The sequence below is a fragment of the Pseudidiomarina mangrovi genome (genome assembly GCF_003999375.1).
Taxonomy (GTDB): domain Bacteria; phylum Pseudomonadota; class Gammaproteobacteria; order Enterobacterales; family Alteromonadaceae; genus Pseudidiomarina; species Pseudidiomarina mangrovi.
Genome location: NZ_RJLC01000010.1, coordinates 111,701 through 132,178, shown reverse-complemented (window position 1 = coordinate 132,178; position 20,478 = coordinate 111,701). Strand labels below are relative to the sequence as shown.

The 20,478-nt window shown below is 51.4% G+C and carries 21 protein-coding genes and 2 tRNA genes; 6 read left to right on the top strand and 17 right to left on the bottom strand.

Going from position 1 to position 20,478, the window contains the following annotated elements:
• Nucleotides 1-45: 45 nt before the first annotated feature.
• Nucleotides 46-2,259 (bottom strand): DUF2309 domain-containing protein, encoded by a 2,214-nt coding sequence (locus EFO84_RS03775; protein ID WP_205701935.1) that lies wholly within the window; start codon nt 2,257-2,259, stop codon nt 46-48.
• 11 nt (nt 2,260-2,270) lie between these two features.
• On the bottom strand, nt 2,271-3,602 hold the full coding sequence (locus EFO84_RS03770) for a proton-conducting transporter transmembrane domain-containing protein (protein ID WP_127346736.1): 1,332 nt from the start codon (nt 3,600-3,602) through the stop codon (nt 2,271-2,273).
• Between the two features lie 104 nt (nt 3,603-3,706).
• On the opposite strand from EFO84_RS03770, the gene EFO84_RS03765 reads away from it, so the two are divergent.
• From EFO84_RS03765 to EFO84_RS03750, 4 genes are all read left to right on the top strand, one after another.
• Entirely contained in the window at nt 3,707-4,555 is an 849-nt protein-coding gene (locus tag EFO84_RS03765; RefSeq protein WP_127346735.1) for a LysR substrate-binding domain-containing protein, read from the top strand.
• A 145-nt stretch (nt 4,556-4,700) separates the two neighbouring features.
• Nucleotides 4,701-5,024 (top strand): c-type cytochrome, encoded by a 324-nt coding sequence (locus EFO84_RS03760; protein WP_127346734.1) that lies wholly within the window; start codon nt 4,701-4,703, stop codon nt 5,022-5,024.
• A 68-nt stretch (nt 5,025-5,092) separates the two neighbouring features.
• On the top strand, nt 5,093-5,932 hold the full coding sequence (locus tag EFO84_RS03755; protein ID WP_127346733.1) for an NAD(P)H-binding protein: 840 nt from the start codon (nt 5,093-5,095) through the stop codon (nt 5,930-5,932).
• 1 nt (nt 5,933) lies between these two features.
• Nucleotides 5,934-6,710: a ZIP family metal transporter gene (locus EFO84_RS03750; RefSeq protein WP_127346732.1), complete on the top strand. Its 777-nt coding sequence runs from the start codon at nt 5,934-5,936 to the stop codon at nt 6,708-6,710.
• Between the two features lie 18 nt (nt 6,711-6,728).
• Here EFO84_RS03750 and nadA read toward each other — a convergent pair whose 3' ends face one another.
• From nadA to aspS, 14 genes are all read right to left on the bottom strand, one after another.
• Nucleotides 6,729-7,775: a quinolinate synthase NadA gene (nadA, locus tag EFO84_RS03745; RefSeq protein WP_127346731.1), complete on the bottom strand. Its 1,047-nt coding sequence runs from the start codon at nt 7,773-7,775 to the stop codon at nt 6,729-6,731.
• An 87-nt stretch (nt 7,776-7,862) separates the two neighbouring features.
• Nucleotides 7,863-7,938: transfer RNA gene (locus EFO84_RS03740), tRNA-Lys, on the bottom strand.
• 28 nt (nt 7,939-7,966) lie between these two features.
• Nucleotides 7,967-8,042, bottom strand: a tRNA-Lys gene (locus EFO84_RS03735).
• A gap of 136 nt (nt 8,043-8,178) precedes the next feature.
• Nucleotides 8,179-8,919: a tol-pal system protein YbgF gene (gene ybgF, locus EFO84_RS03730; RefSeq protein ID WP_127346730.1), complete on the bottom strand. Its 741-nt coding sequence runs from the start codon at nt 8,917-8,919 to the stop codon at nt 8,179-8,181.
• Nucleotides 8,920-8,935: 16 nt separating this feature from the next.
• Nucleotides 8,936-9,481, bottom strand: a complete 546-nt coding sequence (pal, locus tag EFO84_RS03725; RefSeq protein WP_127346729.1) for a peptidoglycan-associated lipoprotein Pal — start codon at nt 9,479-9,481, stop codon at nt 8,936-8,938.
• Nucleotides 9,482-9,568: 87 nt separating this feature from the next.
• Nucleotides 9,569-10,873, bottom strand: a complete 1,305-nt coding sequence (gene tolB, locus EFO84_RS03720; RefSeq protein WP_240642645.1) for a Tol-Pal system beta propeller repeat protein TolB — start codon at nt 10,871-10,873, stop codon at nt 9,569-9,571.
• A 70-nt stretch (nt 10,874-10,943) separates the two neighbouring features.
• The gene (gene tolA, locus EFO84_RS03715) at nt 10,944-11,861 is read right to left on the bottom strand and encodes a cell envelope integrity protein TolA (RefSeq protein ID WP_240642640.1); all 918 of its coding nucleotides are present in this window, start codon (nt 11,859-11,861) and stop codon (nt 10,944-10,946) included.
• A 15-nt stretch (nt 11,862-11,876) separates the two neighbouring features.
• On the bottom strand, nt 11,877-12,323 hold the full coding sequence (gene tolR / locus EFO84_RS03710; protein ID WP_127346728.1) for a protein TolR: 447 nt from the start codon (nt 12,321-12,323) through the stop codon (nt 11,877-11,879).
• Entirely contained in the window at nt 12,320-13,018 is a 699-nt protein-coding gene (tolQ, locus tag EFO84_RS03705) for a protein TolQ (protein WP_127346727.1), read from the bottom strand. Before tolQ ends, tolR begins: the two co-directional genes overlap by 4 nt.
• Nucleotides 13,008-13,442: a tol-pal system-associated acyl-CoA thioesterase gene (gene ybgC, locus EFO84_RS03700; protein ID WP_205701934.1), complete on the bottom strand. Its 435-nt coding sequence runs from the start codon at nt 13,440-13,442 to the stop codon at nt 13,008-13,010. The genes tolQ and ybgC overlap by 11 nt, the downstream gene beginning before the upstream one ends.
• Before the next feature lie 319 nt (nt 13,443-13,761).
• Entirely contained in the window at nt 13,762-14,778 is a 1,017-nt protein-coding gene (gene ruvB, locus EFO84_RS03695; RefSeq protein ID WP_127346726.1) for a Holliday junction branch migration DNA helicase RuvB, read from the bottom strand.
• Nucleotides 14,775-15,407: a Holliday junction branch migration protein RuvA gene (gene ruvA / locus EFO84_RS03690; protein WP_127346725.1), complete on the bottom strand. Its 633-nt coding sequence runs from the start codon at nt 15,405-15,407 to the stop codon at nt 14,775-14,777. Before ruvA ends, ruvB begins: the two co-directional genes overlap by 4 nt.
• Nucleotides 15,404-15,925, bottom strand: coding sequence for a crossover junction endodeoxyribonuclease RuvC (gene ruvC / locus EFO84_RS03685; protein ID WP_127346724.1), 522 nt, complete (start codon nt 15,923-15,925; stop codon nt 15,404-15,406). Before ruvC ends, ruvA begins: the two co-directional genes overlap by 4 nt.
• Complete coding sequence (gene aspS, locus EFO84_RS03680; protein WP_127346723.1) at nt 15,925-17,700, bottom strand: aspartate--tRNA ligase; 1,776 nt, start codon at nt 17,698-17,700, stop codon at nt 15,925-15,927. Before aspS ends, ruvC begins: the two co-directional genes overlap by 1 nt.
• 162 nt (nt 17,701-17,862) lie before the next feature.
• Here aspS and cmoA point away from each other — a divergent pair, with 162 nt between their 5' ends.
• Nucleotides 17,863-18,606 carry a carboxy-S-adenosyl-L-methionine synthase CmoA gene (gene cmoA / locus EFO84_RS03675; RefSeq protein WP_127346722.1) on the top strand — a complete coding sequence of 248 codons (744 nt, stop codon included), beginning with the start codon at nt 17,863-17,865 and terminating at the stop codon, nt 18,604-18,606.
• Between the two features lie 2 nt (nt 18,607-18,608).
• Entirely contained in the window at nt 18,609-19,580 is a 972-nt protein-coding gene (gene cmoB, locus EFO84_RS03670; protein ID WP_127346721.1) for a tRNA 5-methoxyuridine(34)/uridine 5-oxyacetic acid(34) synthase CmoB, read from the top strand.
• On the opposite strand, the gene EFO84_RS03665 is transcribed toward cmoB, so the two are convergent.
• Nucleotides 19,570-20,457, bottom strand: coding sequence for a UTP--glucose-1-phosphate uridylyltransferase (locus EFO84_RS03665; RefSeq protein ID WP_127346720.1), 888 nt, complete (start codon nt 20,455-20,457; stop codon nt 19,570-19,572). The genes cmoB and EFO84_RS03665 overlap by 11 nt on opposite strands.
• Between the last annotated feature and the right edge of the window lie 21 nt (nt 20,458-20,478).

Here is a 20,478-nt window from a genome sequence, read left to right as displayed (position 1 = left end):
GAGGGCCATGGATGGCCCGAGTACATCCCGCCCGAGTAACCCGCATCAGTCCGTTGCACACCATGTCAAATCGCGCTGTAGGGTAAAATACTGCTGCAGCTGCGGGTCACAGCAGACCATGGTGATCCAGCCATTGCCGAATAATTTTTGTAGGATTGGCTGCTGCGCAATGATGGCGTTTAAGCGGGCCTGTGGCGCGCGCACAACCACCAACAAGCGCATTGGCTCATGGTAGCTTTGCTGGTCACTGGCATACACTGATTGCAATGGCAAACCGTGCATCAAGTCGCTGCCATTGCCCTGCATCACCCCTATCTTGCCGGTAATATTTGCAGTCACTTTGCTACCGCCACCAAAGGCCACATTGTCCAAAGTAGCGAATAAGTAATGCGCGTTAATCCATTGCCCAACCACCATGGGCGCCGTCAATATGGTGGTCAACGCACTACCATCGCCATCGCTTTGCCACTCATACGAATGCAAGAAGGCGCGACCATCAAGGTCAATATCCTGGGTCCATGCTCGCGGGCCAACAATAAATGCCGCATTTCGTGCCAATCCCCATTCCGGTCGAACCTCGGCCCAATGCTGTGCACGCAGCGCAGTAGCTCTATGCGCCTCAGCGCCGCGAGCGGTTAAACCCAGTTGCGCTGCTCGCCAGTCACTATTTTGCTCACTCGCCTTGCGCAAGTCCCGTTTGATAACAGCTAACTGTGCTTGTTGTTGCGAATTTGCTGGGCTGCTAAACAGTTCAACCTGATCGGTAGTGGTATTATGCTCAGCAGCAACAAAGGTGGTATCTGAGGGTATTTCAATACCTTCTGCGGCTAACCCAGCACGGACTTCACCATCATTCAATATTGCCGCTAGAATGCGTGCATTTGGCGCACCGTGGCGACCACCACAAGCGCCGCAATCGAGTGCCGTGGCATGAATGTTATTGGTGGTGGTACTACCATGACCACACAACACCACCCATGGTGCAAACTGCTCGGTTAATCCCATCATACGCAACGCACTGGCAGCATAGTTGATACGCTGCGGCAGCGCGATAACAGCGCTATTCGGATGTAGCTGCTGGTGCTGTCCCAATGCTGATTGTACCCGTGTTGTCAGTGCCCCCGCTGTCGCTGGAACCAAACTGCGAAGTCCCATCCATACGCCATGTCCCACCCCCATCGCGTCTGCCAATACAAACGGGGTGGTGAAGTTATATTTCAGCGACTGATAAAGCTTTTTCAGTGTCTGTCCGCGTTGGTGGGCCTTACGACAGTTCTGCAGCGAACCGACGGGAGACTCGACCACCTTATGATTAGGCTTGAGTAACACCGGACAGGACGCATGGCTAGCACCTGTTACGGCATTCTCAATCGCCACCGGCAAGCCAAAAAAACCAGCAAAACCGAAGGTTTGATAATTTCCTTGTTGCTCTATAGCTCGTCGCAAAGGCTCTGAACGGACATCGATACAAAACACTAACTGAGCAGCATAACGGGAGTGCTGTGGGGCGTGTTGATGAGCACTACCGGCACCCTTAAGCTGTGTTAATAAGGCTACTCGATAAGCTTGTTCGCGCGCCAGCATGGTGGTGTAAGCGGAGGGTAATTCAGCGCTGCTTACAGCCTGCTCATGGGTGGCCAAAAGCTGTTTGGCTTGCGGCCATACTAAGCAAGTGAGTATCAAGCGAAAAGCCAGGTATTCGGCCGCGTTAACTTGATGAGGATGCCCACTGTCGTGGCTATCAGCCCAGTGAGTTCGATAGCGAACGTAGCTCGCCCAACCCGGTAAGGTGGTCAGCATCAAGGTTAAAAATTGGCCGTGTTCGGTAACCGGTATAGCCAAAAACTCTAAGGCCTCAGCAATCACCTCATCAGCGTGTTCGGACAGCGCTCCGAGCCACTGCAGTTTTTCCGCGTCATGCCGATGCAAGCTCGCATCCAGCGTGATCATCAGGCGCAGACTGGCAAGCAAGCCGCGCTCACGGTACGGCATAGAAATAGCTGCTTGGCCCTGGTCAAAAAAGGCTTGCAACCATTTGATACTATGCCGATTAACAGTTTGCATTTCCGCAGCAAGGTCGCGCTGTTGAAAATATCCGTGTGCCTGCTGGAGCGCTTGCTCAAAAGGCAGGTGCTCGAAGCCAGCCAGCGGATTCACCGCAATTAAATTTTGCAGTGGCCAGTATGGTGCAATTTTCGACCAACTGCTGACAATCGCTGTATCAAGTAATTGCTGATCACGCATTGCGATAGTAGTCATAACGCTCCTCATTAGACCTGATAGTGATTACGGTGAGCCGTCATCGTTGAAGCCTGCGGCTGACTGCTATTGAGCAATGCGACATAGGCTTTCAGCTGCCACTTCGGCACCTGCTCCGGCGCCGACTTGTGGGCAAAAATAATCCACATCCACGTTGTGGTCATAACCACCAAAGCACTGATGTGAATAATATTGAGCGGCTGTGGGTGCGACATCGCTAGCGGCGCTAGCGTGTGTTCAATAAAGCTCACGCTAAGGCCATAAACAAACGCCAAACTCGCTGTGAGGGTAAAGGCTAACGGCTTCGTCAAGCGCTTGTTAGCCTGCATCAACGGCAGTGCAACTTGGGTTCCGGCAATCACCGTAATCACCAGCAAAAATAATGTTGTGTCACCAGCAAAAACTGATTTGTGGGTGGTGGCGGCAAAAATAACGGCAGCGCTCACTCCAGCAGTAAGCGCCAGTAAAAACTGTAGGGCTGAGGGTGGGTAATGCAAACTAAGCCTTGGCTCCTTTGCTGCTGAGCCAGAGGAAAGGAATAGATAAGCCTTAAACAAACCATGCCAGAAAATATGCGCAATTGCCGCCGGCAACAGTCCTAATCCGCATTGCGCGATCATAAAGCCCATCTGCCCCATGGTTGAGTACGCAAGCATCTGCTTAATGTTGCTTTGTATGAGCTTCCACAGTGTGGCTAGAATGGCAGATACAATACCGATGACAAATATCGCCGTCAGCAGTAATGGCTGTTCACTCAGTAACGGAGCAAAGCGCGCTAAGAGAAAACCTCCACCATTGACGAGACCAGCGTGCATAATGGCCGACACTGGGGTCGGTGCATTAAGTGAATTGCTCAGCCACTTATGGAATGGCCACAGTGCCGACTGGGTCATAGCCGCGAGCACAATCAGCGAACTACTGAGCCACAGAGAACCGCTGGCAATATCGCTGTCAAGCATTGCTTGTATCGAGCTTTCGCCGCTGGCTCCATAGAGAATCAACAACGCAGCGCATAGTAATAACCACCCGAGCGTAAAGTTGCGCCATGCCAGACGCGCTGATTGCTGTGCCGCTGGCCATTGACGATTATGGCCCAGCAACCGCACTAAACCAAAGTTTGCCCCAGCTATAGCACCGAGCAGTACTGCCATGTGGTCGGCCATTACCAGCACAAATAAACACACCACGACTATCAGCAAGTAGCCGTAGAAGGCGCCTTTACCGCGATCACCGGCAAGATATCGCCACGCAAACACGGCGATACATAGCGCCACAAAGCCAATCAATACCATCATCACCGAACTTAAAACATCGTGATGAAATAGTTGTTCAATACCCATCATAGAACACCTTTTGGTCAACCACTGACAACGTTGACGCACGATATAAGAGCACTTAAAATAAGTAAAACTGATAATTCTTATATTTCTTATAAGGAATTCTAATCATGGCGTTTGATGCGCTTACTCTTGAATGCTTTTTAGCCGTAGCTGCAACCCATAGCTTTACCCGTGCCGCCGAAAAAGTTGCGCGCACACAATCGGCGGTGAGCCAACAAATCAACAAGTTAGAGCGCCAGGTCGGCAAACCGCTATTCATTCGCGGCAAGCATTTAACGCTCACCGCAGATGGTGAAATTTTGCTGACCTATGCGCGTAAAATCATCCAGCTCAATCGTGATGCCATGGATCGCTTTAAGCAACCGGAGCTGCAAGGTGAAGTTCGCTTTGGTTTACCGGAAGACTTCGCCAGTGTGTTCTTGTCCGAGGTATTGACTGAGTATGCCTTGCTGCACCCGCGAATTTTATTAAATGTGGAATGTGACCTGACGCTCAACTTGTTAGATCGGTTCAAGAGGCAGCAATTCGATTTGGTCTTGGTAAAAATGAATCGTCCTGAAGATTTTCCCAATGGTATGGATGTTTGGTCAGAAACTCTCGAATGGGTAGGAGACCCTGATTTAGTTGAATCCGCTCAACAAACCATCCCCTTAGTATTATCACCACAGCCTTGTGTCTATCGCGCCCGCGCCATAACGGCCTTAGATAGCATCGAGCAAACCTGGCGTATTGTATTTTCCAGTCATAGTTATGCAGGAACAATTGCTGCGGTCAAAGCCGGTATGGGCGTCACCGTTTTGCCACGCAATATGGTGCCAGAAGAGCTCGAAATCATTCGCCCTAACCGACGCTTACCGAAGCTCGACAATACCCATATTTCGCTGCTCAAACATCATCATCAAAATTTAGCCGTTAACTCGCTTGAGAAATTCGTCATTGAACGCTTACAGCCCTAAAGCAGGCTCTGAGTCATTAACTCGCTCGCTGATTTATTGATCAAGAACAGCTGATGACACGTAGTGTTGATTGAGTAACATCGCAAACTCAACTATAGTGATGGTGCTCTGTCTTCCGTCTTGCCCGTATAGCGAGGTTTACCCGATGTTGAATAAAGTTGTTGCTGCATTGTTTGTTGTTGCTGGTGTTCTGGCAGCAAATCCAGCCCAAGCCAATGAAGAAGCCTTGGCCTTAGCGCAGAAGAACGTCTGCACCGCTTGTCACGGTCTTAATACCAAGTTAGTTGGCCCTGCCTATAGCGATGTTGCCAAGAAATATGCCGATAATCCGAATGCTTTAGCTGAGCTGAAAGCCAGCATCAAAGCCGGTGGTGCGGGTAAATGGGGGCAAATTCCTATGCCACCACAGCCACAGCTGACAGATGAGCAGTTGACCTTACTGGCCGAGTGGATCTTAGCCATTAAATAATCCGTACAGTCTGCCCACAGCCGGTTCAAAGAGCCGGCTTTTTTGTATCTACGCGAAGGAGCTAGCACATGCAGCCATCGGTGTTATTTCTCGGCTATGGCGATATCGCCCAACGTAGCGCGCCGCAGCTGGTAGCCGCTGGTTGGCAGGTGGTTGGAGCCTGCCGCACACCCGCCAATAAATCGAGCATTGCTGGGGTAGAGTTAGTGGCCGCAGATAACGGCAATCAGCACGATTTACAACAGCTGCTGCAGCGCCAATTCGATGCCATTGTGATGACCTTAACCCCAGCACGCGGCAGCAGCGACCCGTATCATCAAGGCTATGTGTTGCCCTGTCGTTTGTTGCAGCACCTGCTGCGCGAGCAGCCAGCGCCACGATTACTTTATGTATCCAGTACCGGCGTGTATGGTCAACGCGATGGGGAGTGGATTAACGAACACAGCCCCACTGAACCTGGCGACCACGGCGGGCAGATGCTGTTACAGGCGGAACAAACCATCGCCAGTTGTAACGCTAACGTGAGTATTTTGCGCTGTTCCGGTATTTATGGGCCAGGCCGCAGTATGCTGCTGCGCGGCATTGCCGCCGGTACCGCCACCATCACACCGGGTTGGAGTAATCGCATCCATAGCGACGATGTGGCGGGCTTTATTGCCTATCTGCTGCAACACCCTGAGCAACAGCAACCAATTTACCTAGTGTCTGATAACCAACCGACGCTGCAAGCCGACATTATCCACTACTACGCGCAACAACTTGGCGTTAACCCGAGTACTCTGAAGCGAAGCGATCAGATTGGTTCACGCGGCAGTAAACGCTGTGACAACAGCCTCTTGCGCGCAAGCGGCTATGTATTACACTATCCCGATTATCGTCACCATGCTGTAACCACTATCGAGGGGTAATATGGACATCCTTGTGCTTGCTTTGCTGGCCAGTAGCGCCACTGGCTTTATGACTGCGGTTGGCGCCCTGCCTATTCTGCTCAAACGGCGCCCGAGCGAAGCACTCAATGACACATTGCTGGGTTTTTCAGCCGGCGTCATGTTAGCAGCGGCATTCTTCTCATTAATTATTCCGGCGTTAGAAATCAGCGAACAGCAACATGGCGAAGGTATGGTTCCAGGGCTGATTGCCGTGGTTGGGGTATTGCTCGGCGCACTGGCAATGGCCGTGATTGAGCGCGTAGTACCGCACCGTCACTTCAATACCGGTATGGAGGGCGTCAAGCCCGAGCGCATTCGCGCCATTTGGCTGTTTGTGTTCGCCATGGCAATTCACAATTTTCCTGAAGGCTTAGCCGTTGGGGTGGGCTTTGGTGGCCCTGATCCTGCCACTGGCTATCCGTTAGCTATAGGCATTGGCTTACAAAACGTGCCGGAAGGTTTAGCGGTGGCTATTGGCTTGTTAGCCGTGGGTTATAGCCGCAGCAAGGCGTTCTGGGTAGCGGCAGCAACCGGCTTATTGGAGCCATTAGGTGGTTTAGTCGGTGGCTTATTCGTCCAGCTATCGGGTACCTTACTGCCATGGGGCTTAGTATTCTCAGCCGGCGCCATGTTGTTTGTCATCAGCCATGAGCTGATCCCTGAAACCCATCGTCATGGCCATCATCGCCGCGCCACCAGCGGTTTTATGGTGGGTTTAGTGACGATGATGTTCTTGGATGTGTGGCTAGCCGCTTAACGGCTAGCCTACCGAGCATTACGGCTTAAAGTTTAGCATTCGCTCAAGTGGCATCAGCGCACGCTTGCCGAGCGCTGGATCAACATGAATTTCGTGCTTATCACCACCATGCTCGAGCGCTTCAGCAATGGCGACTAAGCCATTCATGGCCATCCACGGGCAATGTGCACAGCTACGACAGGTTGCACCATTACCGGCGGTAGGCGCCTCAATAAAGTGCTTGTGCGGCGATAACTGCTGCATTTTGTAGAAAATGCCGCGATCGGTAGCGACAATAAAGGTACTATGCGGCAGCGTTTGGCTGGCTTTCAGCAACTGTGAGGTCGAACCTACCGCATCCGCCAAGTCAACAATCGCCGCTGGTGACTCGGGGTGCACCAATACCGCAGCTTCTGGGTAAACGGCTTTGAGATCTTCCAGGGCTTTAGTCTTAAACTCATCATGCACAATACAAGCACCGTTCCACATGATCATGTCGGCACCGGTTTGCTTAGCAATGTAGTTGCCCAAATGCTTATCGGGGCCCCACAAAATCTTCTCGCCTTGGGCATCGAGGTGATCAACAATTTGCAATGCAATACTTGAGGTCACCACCCAATCAGCACGTGCTTTCACCGCTGCTGAGGTATTGGCATAAACCACCACGGTGCGGTCCGGATGGGCGTCACAAAACGCTGAGAACTCCTCAATCGGGCAACCTAAATCGAGCGAACAGGTGGCTTCTAAGGTTGGCATCAACACGCGTTTATGCGGGGTGATAATTTTAGCGGTTTCGCCCATAAACTTGACCCCGGCGATGATCAAGGTATCAGCCGGATGATTGGCACCAAAACGCGCCATCTCTAACGAATCGGACACACAGCCACCGGTTTCTTCAGCCAGCGCTTGAATTTCTGGATCGGTATAATAGTGCGCTACCAATACCGCATTCTTGTCTTTTAACAACTGTTTAATGCGCGCACGGTAATGTTGCTTGTCAGCGTCGCTAAGCGGTTTCGGTTTAGCCGGAAATGGATAATCCAAGTTGGCGATCACACGGGCTTGAATGTCTGCGGTAAGGCTCATGATATCAGGTCACGTCAGGGAATGAGTGCGGCTATTATAGTGCATATTGGGGGGCGAACGAAACGTCTGCGGCAAAACTGGAAATCGTGGTGGGTCGTGCAGGATTCGAACCTGCGACCAATTGATTAAAAGTCAACTGCTCTACCAACTGAGCTAACGACCCACGATTGAAAGGTAACGATGGATAGAATTGGTGGGTCGTGCAGGATTCGAACCTGCGACCAATTGATTAAAAGTCAACTGCTCTACCAACTGAGCTAACGACCCATTCTATCTGCTGCCCTTATCAGGGGCAACGGCGGCACATTTTACTGAAAAAGCCGCTGGTTGCAACAGCAAATTGTCATAATCGGGTGCGTTTGCTCAAAATGCGCACATAACCCGCTTCTTGCTTACACCGATTCTACATTTCAGCCAACTGCTTGCGTGCTAAGTCGGCTTCTGTCGAGCTCGGGTAACTGTCGATGACGCGCTGAAAGTAGCTACGTGCAGCTTGTGGTTGCTGTTGTTGTTGGGCAATACGACCCAATTTCAATAAGCAATCACCACGCTTGTTGCTGTCTGGAAAATTATCCACCACGATGCTGAATTCTTTCTTGGCATCATCTAACTTACCATCGGCAAACAACAACTGCCCTAACCAATAATGCGCGTTGGCAGCATAGGTAGATTCTGGAAAGCGCTCGAGGAATTCACGAAATGCCGGAATGGCGTCGTCGTAGCGTTTTTGCTCTAACACCAACTTGATCGCCCGATCATAGGCATCGTTCTCATTCAAGTTGCTCGACATCGCAACGCCACCGGCATTACCTTGAACTTGGCCTTCGCTTTGCTGAGTAGGCGTAACGGGTGGGGTCACCGCTAAGCGCCGATCAAGCTCTTGGTAGATTTCCCGCTGACGCTGTAAAATCTGTTCCAGTTGATAGGCGTGCTCTTCGGTGCGACCACGTAATTCAGCCACTTCATTTTGGAGCGTGTTCATTTGATCAAGCAGCGCCATTTGTGCCGCATTGCGCGCGTCCATGACCCGCTCAAGTTGATTAAGGCGCTCTTCAATTGAGCCACTACCCAATTTTGATACCGGTGCCTGAGCAAACACGACACCGGGAATCAACAGGGCCAAAACAATACTCAGTTTTTGCATTGGCTGCTACCGACTATTAGTAAACGATCACACCACGACGGTTCTGGGCGTATGCTTCATTAGTTGATGAGCGTACTAATGGCTTTTCTTCGCCATACGATACAGTCGTTAACTGTGAACTGCTCACACCTAAGTTTTGCAGGTATTGCACCACAGCTTTAGCACGACGCTCACCTAAGGCAATGTTGTACTCTGGGGTACCACGCTCATCACAGTGACCTTCGATAGTCACGCGGATGTTCGGGTTTTTCACCAGAAAGTCAGCGTGTTGCTGCAACACTGCGCCAGCAGTTGCGCTGATACGTGAATCGTCAAACTCAAAAAATACCATATTGACTTGCGCTAATGCGGCGACTTGCTCTTGACGAATTTCTTCAGGGGTTTTGGTGCGTTCAATGGCATCAATTTCTACACCATTAGTACCGCCTTGCTCGACCTGACCTGCGCCGCCCATGCCATTGGTCGTATCAGCATCTTCAACATCTTTGGTGGTTGAACAAGCTGCTAAAGTCATCATTGGCACTGCAATAAACAAACCTTTCACTAATTGATTTGCGTTCATAGTCACGATCCTTATCGTATAAAAAACAAACTGTTGGGTTTTGCTTGTAAAGTAAGCAACTCTTTGTTCAATTCGTTACCGCAGCGCTTAGCGCAAATAAGGCGACCACGCCGGCGATTTTACTTCACCTTCACGGGCTGGCAAGCGTGCCTTAAAACGGCCATCAACGGAAACCAGCGCCAGTACCTGACGGTTATTATGCGTTGTGCTATAGATTACCATACTCCCATTCGGAGCTAAACTGGGTGACTCATCTAAAGCTGTTTGCGTTAAAATTTGCAATACGCCCGTTGGGTAATCTTGTTTGGCAATATGATAATTACCTTGGGTACGATTCACCATCACCACCTGATTACCATCGGGGGTATAGGTACCACCTAAATTTTGTTCGCCCTCAAAGGTTAAGCGACGTACCTGACCTGAATCTAAATTTACGCTATATAACTGCGGTCTGCCACCCCTTTCCGAGGTAAATACCATAGCTTTACCATCGGGCGACCAATTTGGTTCGGTATCGATGGCATGATGATTGGTGACCCGACGTAATTTCTTACTAGCCAGGTTCATCACGTAAATTTCTGGGTTGCCATCTTTGGACAGCACCATCGCCAATGAGTTGCCATCGGGGGAAAATACTGGGCGACTATTGATACCCGGGTAATCAGTCACCTGCTGGCGTTGACGGGTATAAATATCTTGAATAAAGATTTGTGGCTTACGGTTCTCAAAACTCACGTAAGCCAGCTTGCTACCATCGGGTGACCAGCTTGGCGACATCAATGGCTCGGGGCTGCGCAACAATACTTGCTCATTAAAACCATCATAGTCGGCAACGACAAGCTCATAAGGCTTTTCTTGCTTAAAATTTACCGTCACATAGGCAATACGGGTCATAAAGGCGCCACGTTGACCGGTCATGGTCTCATAAAACACATCGGAGATACGGTGCGAATACTGACGGAACTGGCTGCCATCAATGACGCTCGTGCGGGCATCGAGTATATGATCTTGTGAGCGAACTAATTCACCATTACGTAAAATTTGCGTACCACCAGTGATTTGCCCACGCAGCACGTCAACAATTTCAAAGGTCACGCTATAGCGACCCACGCCATTCGGTTCAATGCTGCCTACTAGCACGGCTTCAACGCCAAGACTGGCCCAGCGCGGATAGTCAATTTCACTGGCGGTAGATGGCCGCTGCGGCATGGCACTAACCGGAATCGGATTAAAGCGACCGCTGCGCATTAAATCGGCAGCCACGACCTCAGTCAATTCTACCGGTGCAGGGCCGGTGCCCTTCCAGCGAAATGGCACCACGGCGATGGGTCGAGCGCTGTCCATACCTTCCGTTATGACGATTTCTAAGGCCGCTTTGGCCGGCGTTAACATCACCGCAAAGGTAATGGCGGCCGTGCTAATCAGGGTCAGAAACTTCTTCATAATAGTCATGTGCTACCTATTAATTTTGATACGGCGCCATTTTAATCTTAATGGTGCTCATTTGTTTAAATACATCTGGATCAGGTGATACCGGCAAAGTACCGGCCTTCAGCACCGCGGCACGAGCAGTTTGGCAGACCAGCGCATCACCACGGCCACTATCCACGGAAATGACAAAACCACTGGACGCCAGTTTGATTTCTAACTCGCACTCTTTGCCACGCATCGACTCGTCGGTATTCCAATTACGCTGAATGGTCTGCCGAATCAATGCTGAATATTTTTGTACCTCGCCCTGCACTTGTTGCGCCCGAGCTCGGTCACGTTGGCGCGCTTCTTCAGCCAGCTGTTCTTGCAATTGACGCTCACGTTCGGCTTTTAGTCGCGCTTCTTGTTCACGTTTTTTCTGCTCTTCGGCCAGGCGTTTGGCCTCTGCCTCTTGTTTTTTACGGGCTTCCTCGGCTTTTCGTGCGGCTTCTTCTTCACGTTTACGTTTGGCTTCGGCTTCGGCGGCCGCTTTTTCTGCCGCGGCCTGTTTGGCTGCGGCATCAGCCTTTTGCTTCGCAAGTTGCTGACGCTCGCGTTCTTGCTGCTGGGCCAGTTCACGTTGCTTCTGTTGCTCAGCTTCGCGTTGCTTGCGCGCCTCTTCAGCGCGCCGCTCTAATTCCGCAACCCGCCGTGCTTCGGCAGCTTCCTTGTCACGCTGCTGTTGCTGAATCTTCTGAATTTGCTGGTCTACCGCAGCTTGGTCTACGGTGACCGCCTGCACGATTTCATCCGGGGTAACTTGTTCACTCACCTCAACCTGTATAGCAAGCGGTTGATCAAAGCTCGATGGTAAATGCAGACCGGTCACCAACAAGGCCACGATCGCTAAGTGTAAACCCAACGACAGGAGCAACGGTTTGGTCATTTCTGCAGGCCAATTCAATTTCACCAGGTCACCTACTACTTATCGCCGCGGTTTATTGTCAGCTGCGGCGCCATCGGTCATCAGTCCGACTGAGGGCACACCAGCGCGTTGTAATAACACCATCAGCTGGACAATCTGATTATAAGATACCGACCCATCACCTTTCACCACAATACGGTTGCTGGCATCCATTTGCATATGCGAAGCAACCAACACTGCCAGATCTTCAGCACTCAGCGGTGCATTGGGGTCGCTATTGACCGACAAGTAATACTGTCCGTCGCGATCCACTGAGGCCACAATCGGCGGCTTACTCTCCGGGTCAATCGGTGCCGCATTCGCTTTCGGCAATTCCACGTTGACCCCAGAAGTAATCAGCGGCGCCGTCACCATAAAAATAATCAGTAGCACCAACATGACGTCAATGTAGGGTACCACGTTGATATCTGCCACCGGCTTACGCCGTGAGCGTGTTACCGTCATCATGCCGGTGCTTGCTCCTTGGCGGGTACACTACCTTGGCGCTGCAATATGGCCACCAGTTCATCCATGAAATTCTGATACTGGTTGTCCACTTTCTCCACCGCATAATTAAAGCGGTTATAGGCAATAACCGCCGGAATCGCGGCGAATAAGCCCATTGCTGTGGCAATGAGGGCCTCGGCAATACCAGGCGCAACCATCGCTAAGGTCGCTTGTTGCACCGCACCAAGGCCAATAAACGCATTCATGATTCCCCACACAGTGCCGAACAACCCAACATAAGGGCTGATAGAACCAATGGTGGCTAACAACGACAAATTGCTCTCGAGTTTGTCTACTTCACGTGAGTGCACCACCCGCATGGCGCGATACGAGGCATCGAGTAATTGCTGCTGAGGTAAACCACTTTGACTGCGCAGCCGCGCAAACTCTTTAAAGCCGGCATGAAATAACTTTTCCATTCCCGATGCATTCTGCGCACGAGCGTTTACCTCTTGATACAAGCGCGCTAAGTCAACCCCTGACCAGAAGCGGTCTTCGAACTTCAGTGCTGCTTGGCTGGCAGCATTGATCACCTTGCGGCGTTGGAAAATCATCATCCAACCCACTATCGAAAACGCTAACAACATCAGCATCACCAGTTGTACCACCAAACTGGCTTCTAAAATTAACGCTGTGATCGATAATTCAGTGGGCACTTTTTAACACCTCATAAATTGCTGCCGGCATGGCTACTGCGCGTAACCCTGAATCGGCCTGTCCTAAATCAACACAGGCGGCTTTAACCTGTGCTACACATAATTCTGCGCCATGTTGCTGATGCGTGACCCGTTGTTGAAATTGTACCGACGCGCGGCCCAGCTTTAAGACCTCAACAGACACCAACAGTTCATCGTTAAAGCGTGCCGGTTGTAATAAATCTAGCTGTACTTGGCGCACCACAAAACCTACTCGGGCTGCCAGCCAGCTATCTTGTTCAATACCCAATGAGCGTAACCATTCAGTTCGGGCGCGTTCAAGGAATTTGAGATAGTTAGCATAATAAACGATACCACCTGCATCGGTGTCTTCGTAATAAACACGTACGGGCCAAACAAAGTCGCTCATTTTTTCACCAGACATTTTTTTATCGTGTTTTCTTTACCAAAATCGCTTCAGTTATTGTTTTTGCTGGATTATTTTGGTCTGACCAATTTTGCACTGTTTATAATGTGTACAAATGTAACATCTTGGGATTAGAAAAACTAATTCACATCACAATTTTTCTCGGTTGAACTCTGGTCGGTCCTCTCTATAATACGCGGCATATATCAGAGATTGAGACCGGTTGTCGCATAGTTCTGTTATTGTTCCCTGGATTTAACTTCCTTGTTGTTCTGTACTTTTGCCCGCTCCCTCGAGCGGGCTTTTTTTTTGCCTACGCGGTTAAACCATACCGCTATCAGGGCTGATTGGGGTTAACAACCGCTAGCCCAAAATGGCTATAGGCGTGCGGCGTAGCAATACGCCCTCTCGGCGTACGTTGCAAAAACCCCTGTTGAATCAGATAGGGCTCAATCACATCTTCAATGGTGTCTTTTTCTTCACCAATAGCTGCCGCCAGGTTATCCAAACCCACCGGGCCACCCAAAAACTTTTCAATGATCGCCAGTAATAGTTTACGGTCCATGTAATCAAAACCAGCTTCATCGACATCCACCATAGCGAGTGCCGCATTAGCAATAGTCTGGTCAATGTGACCGTTGCTGCGTACTTCGGCGTAATCGCGTACGCGGCGCAATAAGCGATTGGCGATACGCGGCGTACCGCGAGAGCGACGAGCAATTTCTAAGGCGCCGTTAGCGGTCAAATCAAGCTTCAGAAAATGCGCGGAGCGCCGAATAATGCTGGTTAATTCCTCAACCGTATAAAATTCGAGGCGCTGCACAATGCCGAAGCGATCGCGCAATGGTGATGTCAGCGCGCCGGCTCGGGTGGTTGCGCCGATTAAGGTGAAAGGTGGCAGATCAAGCTTGATAGAGCGTGCCGCTGGGCCTTCACCGATCATGATATCCAACTGGTAATCTTCCATGGCTGGATACAAGATCTCCTCAACCACTGGGCTAAGCCGATGAATCTCGTCAATGAACAACACATCATGGGCATCAAGATTGGTTAACAATGCCGCAAGATCACCGGCCTTTTCTAGCACCGGCCCGGAGGTTTGCTTAATATTTACATTCAGCTCGTTAGCAACAATGTTGGCCAAGGTGGTTTTACCTAAACCGGGCGGGCCGAAAATCAACAGGTGATCAAGGGCTTCACCACGTTGCCGCGCAGCTTGAATAAAGATTTCCATTTGCTCAACCACATGCTTCTGGCCGGTGTAGTCCGTCAGTCGTTTCGGCCGAATAGCGCGGTCAATAATTTCATCATCGCCGCTGGCGGCTGCTCCGGTAATGCGGTCTGGCTCGATCATCCGGCTAAGCTCCGCAGCGCTTGACGAATCACCTCTTCGCTGGCGGCATCATCGCCTAAGGCTTTCACCGCTGCAGCGACCGATTTATCCGCTTGAGCTGGCTTATAGCCCAAGGCCACCAAGGCGCTAAAGGCATCATCACGGGCGCTGCCAGGGCCACTCAAGGTTGGCCGTAGGTCGCCAAAATCAATCGGCATGGCGTCACTTGCTGGGGTCATAGAGCCCCAGTTGCTGAGTCGGTCACGCATTTCCACCACTAAACGCTCGGCGGTTTTACGACCAACACCCGGTAGTTTAACTAAGCTAGACACATCATCGTGGGTGACCGCATGGACGAATTGATGAGCGGTCATGCCAGACATGATCGTGAGTGCCAACTTCGGCCCTACCCCTTGGGCTTTAATCAGCTGACGGAACAAGCTGCGCTCAGCAAAGGTATTGAAGCCATAGAGTAATTGCGCGTCTTCACGCACCACAAAGTGGGTGATCACCCGCACCGCTTGCCCCACGTCTGGCAATTCATACAAGCAGGTCATAGGCATTTGCAGCTCGTAGCCCACCCCGTTGACCTCAATCATGATCTCGGGTGGATGCTTTGCAATTAAGGTACCACTGAGTTGTCCGATCACCGTCGCCCCCTTGGGTTACTGGCCGAGATTAAATAGCTATTACGACTATGGGCATGACACAGCGCTACTGCCAGCGCATCGGCGGCATCGGCTTGTGGCCGTTGCGGTAATTTGAGCATCGCCATGACCATATGCTGTACCTGTGTTTTATCAGCCGCACCGGTACCAACCACCGCTTGTTTGACCAAGCGCGCGGCGTATTCAGCCACCGGGAGCCCAGCGCAAGCCGCTGCCACAATGGCGGCACCACGTGCCTGCCCCAGTTTCAGCGCTGAATCTGGGTTTCGCGCCATAAATACTTGTTCTATCGCAAATTCATCGGGCTGAAACTGCACAATCAATTCACTGATGCCATCATGAATCAGCTTCAACTTATCAGCAAGGCTTAACGGCGCTTTCACACTACCTTGGGCATTGATACAGCCGCTGCCTAAATAGGTCAGTTGCTTACCCTGTTGGCGAATCACCCCATAACCGGTGAGCCGCGAACCTGGATCAACACCCAGAATAATGGTCATTAGGAGCTGCTACTCTCACTGGGTAACTTCACTGCCACACCGAGCTCATCTAACGCCGCGCTGTTGGCAAAGCCTGGCGCATCGGTCATCACACAGGCCGCCGTGGTGGTTTTCGGGAAGGCAATCACTTCACGAATAGAGCTTGCGCCCACCATCAACATCACCAAGCGATCAAGGCCAAAGGCCAAACCGGCATGCGGTGGTGTACCATACTTTAGCGCTTCCAGTAAGAAGCCAAACTTCTCTTGCTGCTCTTCAGGGCTGATACCGAGCAGGCTGAACACCACCTGCTGCATTTCGTTGTCATAAATACGTACCGAACCACCGCCTACTTCAACACCGTTTAAGACCATATCGTAGGCGTTAGAAATAGCATCCACTGGGTTCGCTTTCAGCTCGGCTGGCGTCATATTCTTCGGTGAGGTGAACGGATGGTGAATCGCCGCTAAGCCGCCTTCATGTTCTTCGAACATCGGAAAATCAACCACCCACAGTGGCCGCCATTGATCCGCCACCAACTCAAAGTCATGGCCAACTTTTAAGCGCAAGGCGCCCATAGCTTCGGCCACCACATTGGCTTTATCAGCACCAAAGAAGATCATATCGCCATTGGCGGCATCAAGGCGCTGTAAAATCTGCTCAAGCTCAGCATCAGGAATAAACTTCAACACCGGTGATTGAATACCATCGCGACCAGCACTTAGGTCATTAACCTTCATCCAGGCTAAGCCTTTGGCACCGTAAATAGCCACAAAAGCAGTGTAATCATCAATCATCTTGCGCGTCACTGATTCAGCTTTGCCCGGCACTTTAAGCGCTGCTACACGACCTTTCGGGTCGTTAGCTGGGCCAGCGAACACTTTGAATTCTAACGCCTGCATGATGTCCGCTAAATCGACCAACTCCAGCGGGTTACGCAAATCTGGCTTATCGCTACCGTAGCGGCGCATGGCTTCATGCCAAGTCATTACGGGGAATGCGCCTAAATCGACCTGTAGCAATTCCATGAATAACTTGGCGACCATGCTCTCAGTCACTGCCATCACTTGTTCGGCGCTCATGAACGAGGTTTCGATATCGATTTGGGTAAACTCAGGCTGGCGGTCAGCGCGCAAATCTTCGTCGCGGAAGCATTTCACAATTTGATAGTAGCGATCAAAGCCGGCCATCATCAGCAATTGCTTAAATAATTGTGGTGATTGCGGTAATGCAAAAAATTTACCTTTATGGGTGCGGCTTGGCACCAAATAGTCGCGCGCACCTTCGGGTGTAGCGCGGGTCAACATCGGTGTTTCAATATCGAGAAAGCCAGCGTCATCCATAAACCGCCGCACCGCACTGGTCACCCGTGCGCGGAACTGTAAATTGGCGCTCATTTGTGGGCGACGCAAATCTAAATAGCGGAAACGCAAGCGCGCTTCTTCGCTGACCTGCTGATTGAAGTCAATTGGCATTGGCGCTGAGCGGTTGAGGATGGTTAATACCGTGGCCATCACTTCTATCTCACCAGTAGCCATAGTGGCATTCACTTGGCTGTCAGGACGCGCCCGCACCACCCCGGTGACTTGAATACAAAATTCTTGCCGCAGCTTATTGGCGGTATCGAGTAACTCAGCGTTATCAGGGTCAAACACCACTTGCACTAAGCCGGTGCGATCACGCACATCAATAAAAATCAAACCGCCTAAATCACGGCGTTTGTTCACCCAACCGCACAGGGTTATGGTTTGTCCAACCAGACTACGTTCAAGCTGTCCACTATAATGGCTACGCATGGGAGTTTCCTAACCAACACATTCGAGGATATAAAGCGCTCCATTATAACGGACTAGCGCTATTTGTCAGCATTTGTTCGGCACTGTTACTCGCCTGCTTGCAGGCTTTTTGCTAAAATCAGCCATCTTATTCAGTTAGCCTACAACAAGGAGTCAGCGCCGGTGTCCAGCAGCAAACGTGATGCGCTATTTGCCGAACCGCTTAGTCAAGTCGGTGACTTCGTTTTTGACGCCAAGGTGGTGGAAGTATTCCCCGACATGATCAACCGCTCAGTACCGGGCTATCAAAGCATTTTGCGCGGTATTGGCCAGTGGGCGCAGCGGTTAGTGCCAGAGCATGGCCGCGTTTACGATTTAGGCTGTTCCCTTGGCGCCGCCAGCTTAAGTATGCGCCAACAACTGCAGGGCCGCGCAGGGGTGGAAATCATCGCCATTGATAATTCTGCGGCCATGGTGGAACGCTGCCAACTGCATCTCGATGGCTATCGCAGCGACATTCCGGTGCAGGTACGCTGTGAAGATATTCGTGATAGCGAGATCAGCAACGCGACCTTAGTGGTGATGAACTTCACCCTGCAATTTGTACCACCAGAGCAACGTAACCGGTTATTAGAGCGCATTTATGCTGGGCTAAAACCCGGTGGTGCACTGATCCTGTCGGAAAAATTTCGTGCCGAACAAGCCGACATGGATGCGTTACTGGTCGACTTGCACCACGAATTCAAACGCGCCAACGGCTATAGCGAACTAGAAATTGCGCAAAAGCGCGCGGCCATTGAAAACGTCATGCGTATTGATACCTTAAGCACCCATCAGCAGCGCTTACAAGCCATTGGCTTTGCCCTACCGCAGGTGTGGTTTCAGTGCTACAACTTTGCTTCACTGATTGCTATCAAACAGGACTAAGCATGGATCTGTTCAAACAAGACCTCGTTAGCGTTGCGCAATCGCCTTTGAGTCATTGGCTGGAGGTATTGCCAGCCCAGTTAAGCCATTGGCAAACCAAGCAACTGCACGGTGAATGGGCGCAATGGTATAGCAGCGTACGCCAACTACCGCAGCTTGAGCCCAGCCAAGTCAGTCTTGCCGATACGGTTAGCGTCACCAATCCGCAGGTCAGTCATGGCGAGCAGCAACGCATTGCAGGCCTGTTGCAGCAGCTCATGCCATGGCGTAAAGGGCCATTCCACCTGCATGGGGTGACGATTGATACTGAATGGCGCTCTGATTTTAAATGGCAACGGGTGGCGCCGCATGTCGGTGATTTAAGCGGCCAGCAAGTGATGGATGTCGGTTGCGGCAGTGGCTATCACCTCTGGCGCATGCTCGAAGCCGGTGCTGAACAGGTGTGGGGCATTGATCCCGGGCAATTATTTGTCGCCCAGTTTTTAGCCGTACGGCATTTTATGCCGTCTGAGCTTGCTGCGCGTGTGCACCTATTCCCGCTCGGCATCGACGACCTACCACCACTAGCGCGGCTGGATACCGTGTTCAGCATGGGCGTGTTGTATCACCGCCGCTCGCCGATTGATTTCTTGCAGCAACTGCATGGGTTATTAAAGCCTGGCGGTCGCTTGGTGCTGGAAACCTTGGTGGTTGAGGGTGACCAACAGACCGTCTTAGTGCCGGGGCAGACCTACGGCAAAATGCGCAATGTGTGGTTTATTCCAAGCACCGAAGCCTTGCTGCACTGGTTACAGCGCTGCCGCTTCAAAAATGCTCAGGTGGTGGATGAATCGCTGACTAGCGTCGACGAACAACGCCGCACGGCGTGGATGGAAGGGCAATCGCTGGCTGACTTTCTTGACCCCAACGATCACCGCAAAACCATTGAAGGCTACCCGGCACCGCGCCGGGCAGTCATCATTGCTACAGCTTAAGATTGGCGAGGAATTCACGCATATCGGCACCAATGGTGGGGTGCCGTAGCGCCTGCTCGACAAAGGCTTGGGCATAACCGAGCTTGTTGCCGCAGTCATTACTGCGCCCTTTCATGTAATACGCCTGCACCGGCTGTTGCTCAAGCAGCATCGCCATGGCATCGGTAAGCTGAATTTCACCGCCGGCGCCCACTGGGGTTTGCTCCAGCAGTGGCCACAGTGCCGCCGGGAACACATAACGCCCCACCACCGCTAAATCAGAGGGAGCATCGGCCGTAGCCGGCTTTTCCACCAAGCGCTTAATTGGCGCTTGCTGACCTGGCTGTAACTGAGCACCAGCCAAATCGGCAATACCGTATTGATTGGTCAACTCCCGAGGAACCTGCTCTAACATGACTTGAGCGTGGCCACTTGCGCTAAAATTAGTGACCATCTCAGCCAAATTATCACGGCTCAGATCGCAGCTACTGGCGTCAATCAGAACATCCGGTAACACCACTGCAAAGGGTTCATTACCGACTACCGCACGCGCGCATCGAACCGCATGCCCCAAACCTTTGGCTTGCGATTGACGCACCGCAGCAATGCTCACACCTTTGGGTAACAACCTACGCAGCTCAGCCACCAATGCATCTTTACCGCGTAATTCCATACTGGTTTCAAGTTCAAAGTGGCTATCAAAATGATTTTCAATAGCGCCTTTACTCGAATGCGTCACAAAAATGATCTCGGTTAACCCAGCCGCGGCACATTCTTCAACCACAAACTGAATTAACGGCCGGTCCACCAGCGGCAACAGCTCTTTGGCTATTGCCTTGGTGGCCGGTAGCATCCGCGTGCCTAAACCAGCAACAGGAATGACAACTTTCTTAACCATGCTACGTTCCTTAGTAAACCA